7 protein-coding genes are annotated in these 4,453 nt (G+C 46.8%); 4 read left to right on the top strand and 3 right to left on the bottom strand.

What is annotated here, in order from left to right; genetic code table 11:
* Window positions 1-54: 54 nt before the first annotated feature.
* Complete coding sequence (locus tag QUB64_RS32645) at window positions 55-663, top strand: hypothetical protein (RefSeq protein ID WP_333278731.1); 609 nt, start codon at window positions 55-57, stop codon at window positions 661-663.
* Here the strand turns inward: QUB64_RS32645 and QUB64_RS32640 are convergent.
* The 3 genes from QUB64_RS32640 to QUB64_RS32630 are packed head-to-tail and all read right to left on the bottom strand — an operon-like array spanning window position 651 to window position 2,290.
* On the bottom strand, window positions 651-1,379 hold the full coding sequence (locus QUB64_RS32640; RefSeq protein ID WP_333278728.1) for a hypothetical protein: 729 nt from the start codon (window positions 1,377-1,379) through the stop codon (window positions 651-653). The genes QUB64_RS32645 and QUB64_RS32640 overlap by 13 nt on opposite strands.
* Before the next feature lie 3 nt (window positions 1,380-1,382).
* Window positions 1,383-1,715, bottom strand: coding sequence for a hypothetical protein (locus tag QUB64_RS32635; RefSeq protein WP_333278726.1), 333 nt, complete (start codon window positions 1,713-1,715; stop codon window positions 1,383-1,385).
* Between the two features lie 2 nt (window positions 1,716-1,717).
* Window positions 1,718-2,290, bottom strand: a complete 573-nt coding sequence (locus QUB64_RS32630; RefSeq protein ID WP_333278724.1) for a tyrosine-type recombinase/integrase — start codon at window positions 2,288-2,290, stop codon at window positions 1,718-1,720.
* A gap of 211 nt (window positions 2,291-2,501) precedes the next feature.
* On the opposite strand from QUB64_RS32630, the gene QUB64_RS32625 reads away from it, so the two are divergent.
* The 3 genes from QUB64_RS32625 to QUB64_RS32615 all read left to right on the top strand — a co-directional run.
* Window positions 2,502-3,041: a hypothetical protein gene (locus QUB64_RS32625; protein WP_333278722.1), complete on the top strand. Its 540-nt coding sequence runs from the start codon at window positions 2,502-2,504 to the stop codon at window positions 3,039-3,041.
* The gene (locus QUB64_RS32620; RefSeq protein ID WP_333278720.1) at window positions 3,038-3,865 is read left to right on the top strand and encodes a hypothetical protein; all 828 of its coding nucleotides are present in this window, start codon (window positions 3,038-3,040) and stop codon (window positions 3,863-3,865) included. The genes QUB64_RS32625 and QUB64_RS32620 overlap by 4 nt, the downstream gene beginning before the upstream one ends.
* On the top strand, window positions 3,858-4,453 hold a 596-nt coding region (locus tag QUB64_RS32615; protein WP_333278717.1), incomplete at its 3' end, for a hypothetical protein. The genes QUB64_RS32620 and QUB64_RS32615, both read left to right, overlap by 8 nt.

Genomic DNA, 4,453 nt, shown 5'->3' with positions numbered 1-4,453 from the left:
GCGCGATCGGGCAAATTGCCCGATCGCACTTTTTACCCTACTACTTTTTAAAAGATGACTTATAAGGTTGGCGATCGGGTCAAACTCAAGCGAAAAACTCCTCACGCAGCTTGCCTCAAGAAAGGAGATATTGTCACGATCGACGCTATCCATCCGCAAAATGGAAGTTGCAAGTTCTGGAACGAGCTTACTAAGTCTTGGGGGTATCTCTACCCGGATGAGTTTGTATTGCTTCCTCCCGATAGAGTTGATTCTCCAACCGCTGTAGAGGTTGCCGTTGGAGAATCAAACCCCCCGCACAGCGAAACCGATACTAATACTCAGTTTGAGACGGTTGGAGAATCACCACCCCCGCCCGGTAAAATTGATTCTCCAACCCTTGTAGAGGTCGCCGTTGGAGAATCAAATTGCTTGCCCGATGTTGATGGTGTAGTATTCAATTCAATCTCCACCTATCGGCCGCGCGGTACGGCTAGAGGCGGCGAATATTACCGCCTATCCTACAAAGATGGCGGCAAAGTACGACAGGTGCATATTCGCGGGGGCAACACCGATTCGCCGATCGCGCAGGCGAAAGTCGCGGAAGTGCGATCGCTCTTGGCGATCGGAATTTCGCCATCAGAGGTTGCCACTATGCTTCGGGACGGCAGCTACTCAACATAAAAGATTGTCGCAATAAAGTTTTTATTCAAAATATTTGCAGATGTACTCGGCGGCAAATAAATGACTAGGTTGCTTGCATCGCAGTAAACAGCAAACGTACATCCTGCTGCTGCAACAGGATGGTTTGGCGGCATTGCCGAGTTTGCAGCGTAGTAAACAACGGCAGTAGCAAAAATAATTTTGCCACCGTTTAAATCATGCGGGAAACTTGTATAAGTATTTGATGCGCCCGCCGTTGTCCCGCTGATTGTTTTAATCTTTATGCCCGTGGTTCCAACTTTGACAAATCCATTAATTTCTAGGTTCTTTAGTAAAGATATATTCCCTTGTGGACTAACGTGAATGATGTTCTCTATCAGCCCAGCAGGACTGTAATTGTCATTAATCTTCCTTACATAAAAATTCCCAAATTGATCCAGTATAAAATCTACAATTTTGGCGCCAACAGGTGCAAGCTTGTTGATAAAAAATAAAAAAGGGGTGTTACCGGAAGCGATGCCCCATCCAATTCGGGAGTTTGCCGAGGGATTGCTAAGAGTTGGAGCAGTTCCCGTTGTTGACAGCACTCCACCAGAAAACTCTTGGGAGTTTGTTGTCGCATACTGGGGATGAGGATTGGTCTGGGCCTCATGATTTGCGATCGCCGCCGCCGTTTCTGTGTCTCTGGCGATCGGCGGCGGTATCTGGGCCTCTGTAATCGGGTTGTTGAGCGGCATAGTTTAGATAATTACTATCTCTGCCACGTTGATTGATGTGGCATTGTTTGCTGCGCGTGCAACCATTGGCCCTTGCCAGCCTGTAGTGTCTTCAAAGTAGCCACCGGGAAGCAGTTCCGCTGTAAAAGTTGTGGCAGAAATTGTCGTGCCGTAGTTAAAGAGCGCGTTTGCAGTCCCGTCATTAAAGAGAACGAGTCCTCGTCTATTTTTGGCGGCAGTGCGATCGCTCGCGATCGTCGTCGTTGCCGTTGTCAGCGAAAAATCCGAAGTCGTGCCGGAGTTAGAAAAAGCCGGTTGTTGTTGCGAGTTAGCGGAACTAGGGTTAAACAAAGTCATATTTAGAAATTCTCTATTGCTTTTCTTAGTTGCTCTTCAGATACATCGATATACCGAACCAATGAGTTTAGACTCCGGTGTCCGGTCAACCGTTGGATGACTTTTATGTCGTACCCGAGCCTCTTCAAATGAGTTACGAATCCCCGACGAGCGGAGTACAAAGAATACCCTTGATTTTCCAAACCAGCTTTTGATAATGCTCGCCGAAACGCTTTATCGGTTGCTTGCCTGCTTAAATGGTCTTTATCCTTGTACAAAGAAGGAAATAAATACCCTTCGGACGGCGGTTGATAATTACCCAGAATAAGCTTAAGTGCCCGGTGAACCGGAATCTCTCTTGACTTGTTGTCTTTCCTGTTGCTAGCCGGATAAATTATCGTATCTCTTACGATTCGCTGTGACGGCTCTACGTAAACGTGAACGACATCCATCTTGAGAATAGCCTGCGGCCTTTCTCCAGTGTACCAAGCCAATGCTAAAAATATTTTGTAAATATCTGTTGCAAAACAGTTGCTGATTTGCTGGTAAGTTTTCGGGTCTAGGGGCGTCGATTGCCCGAACCTAGATAGTTTCATTCGTTGCTCTTTTAGGTTAATTAGGCGGCAATCATAAACTGTTTGCTGCTACTTTTTAGTCTAACTGCTGGACGGCTTGATTTCAGGCGTTTTCTAAATATTTAAAAGTTGCTCTTTTGTCTATAAGAGCAACTTCTTAAGAAGAGATTCAAATCAAAACCCCAGGCAAAAAGTTAATAAACTAAAAAGATACTTATAAAAATCCCCAAAAATGGCAGCGCATACATCTGGCATTGGCGCCACAGTCACCGGAGTTTCTCAGGCTGGAGGTTCTGCTAGCAAAGAGCGATATGTTTACGGGTTGCTAGCCCAACTAGAAAAAGAAGAAAATGACTTAAGTAGAAGTGCTAAGCGAACTGATTCCGTGACTATTACCGTAAATTTATCCACAAAAGTAGCAACGGTATCCCTGTTGATTAACTGTCAGGCTGCGACAGTGGCAACAGGGCAAGTTACACAAATAGCTACTCATTATCTGACGACTTCCACCTTTACCAGCGGTACTGGCGGCAGCAGCACCGCGCCTAACCTCACTCAAGCGGTAATGCAGGGAATCGTAGACCTGAAGGCTTTGGAGTTAGACACCGCCAAGAATCCTGACGGCAAAAGCAACGTGCGCCGCTGTCAGTTTGTTTTAGGCAATTCTGGGGATACTAATTGCAATTTCAGCGCAGATATAGACTTCCCCGTTGAAGTTGTCCAGTTGCCCGGTGGTGGCTCGGTAATTGAGGGTAAGAACTGGTTACTATGAGCAACAATTCACTTAGTGGCACTCGCACCTTTCGGCGCTCAATCACCAGTGCCGACGGCACTAATATTATTGAGATTCTTAATTGCTCTGAGGTATTCAGTCAATACACGGCGCTAGAAGCTACTTATTTTATTGAAAAAAGTTTTTATTTGGAAACTTTGAGCGGTGCCGTTTATCTTCCCTCCTTGGCTCAAGCTCCTTTCCCTGAGTTGTATCCGGAGATGAACAGCGCAGAGAAAATTGCAGAAATGCTGAAGGTAGAGGAAAAGTACCCTTTTTTGGGCTTGAGATTTCACGCCCGCAAAGGTACTGGCGCGTGGTCAACTTTATCGAATGCTAGGTTGCAAAATAAAGGTAGGGAAACGACAATCCCTTTTGTCATCCCGTATTTGACAATCAACCAACTTAAATTATTAAGTCCCGACGATCGCCTGGGTATCTCTATAATCAACTATGGCTCTGGCGTCTTGGGAGCGGGCGATTATATTAATTTAGAAGGTGATTTTAGATTCGAGATTCAATTAATAGAAAAGCCGTTAAAATCCGTTGGCGCTGCTGTTCCCTACGGCGTCAATATTCCATCCACTCCCACCAGATTTAGAGTGGCAAATTCAAATCGAGCCGTGTTTTACGCTAGCAATATCGGGGATTCGGATATTTGGATTGCCGGCACGTCCGCGGTGGCTGTGGGTACTGGTATGTATTTGGCGGCCAATGGCGGCAGTTGGAGTATGGGGGAAGAAAACAATCTGACTGGGGAGTTGTGGGCGATCGCCGAAGGTTCTGACAGCCGGATAGCCGGAATAGAGGCTAGTTATGTCTAGTCGCGTCAGTTCCAAATCGACTCTTTCCCCTGCTAAATCAAGCGGAATTGACCTTAGTAAGAATAGGGCAAACCGTTTCGATCTTAGCAAGGATGGCAGCCCCAACATCGGCGGGAAAGCCCAGCCATCAGCGAGCGCTTCCGGGATTGGAATCAGCCAAGAAATTCTTCAAATTGCCGGAATTTCAGTAACTGGAGGCGTACAGGTAGATGTAAGCCCGCTGCGCTTCGACATCAGCGGCTCTCCTAACTTTGAAGATCCGACTAAAAATTCAATCTCTATTAGCGGTGGCGCAGAAATTCCCGGGGGCATTGTGGGAATCTCCGGGGGAATAATTATAGATACGAGCACGGGGAAAATCTCCGGGGGTTCGATTGGAGGGGAGGTTTTGGGAATTGGAATTTCAGTCTCCAAAGGTACTAATGGCTCAACGGGCATCACGATTTCCTATCAGATTCCTGGCACCCCAACTACAATTTCATTGGAATTTGCTAGGCTACCAGAAGAAGAACCAATACCAACGCCGACTCCAACGCCAACGCCGACTCCAGCGCCAACGCCGACTCCAGCGCCCTTACCGCCGGGAGT

This window comes from Microcoleus sp. Aus8_D2, assembly GCF_036702665.1.
Lineage (GTDB): Bacteria > Cyanobacteriota > Cyanobacteriia > Cyanobacteriales > Microcoleaceae > Microcoleus.
This window is presented reverse-complemented; position numbering and strand designations above follow the sequence as displayed.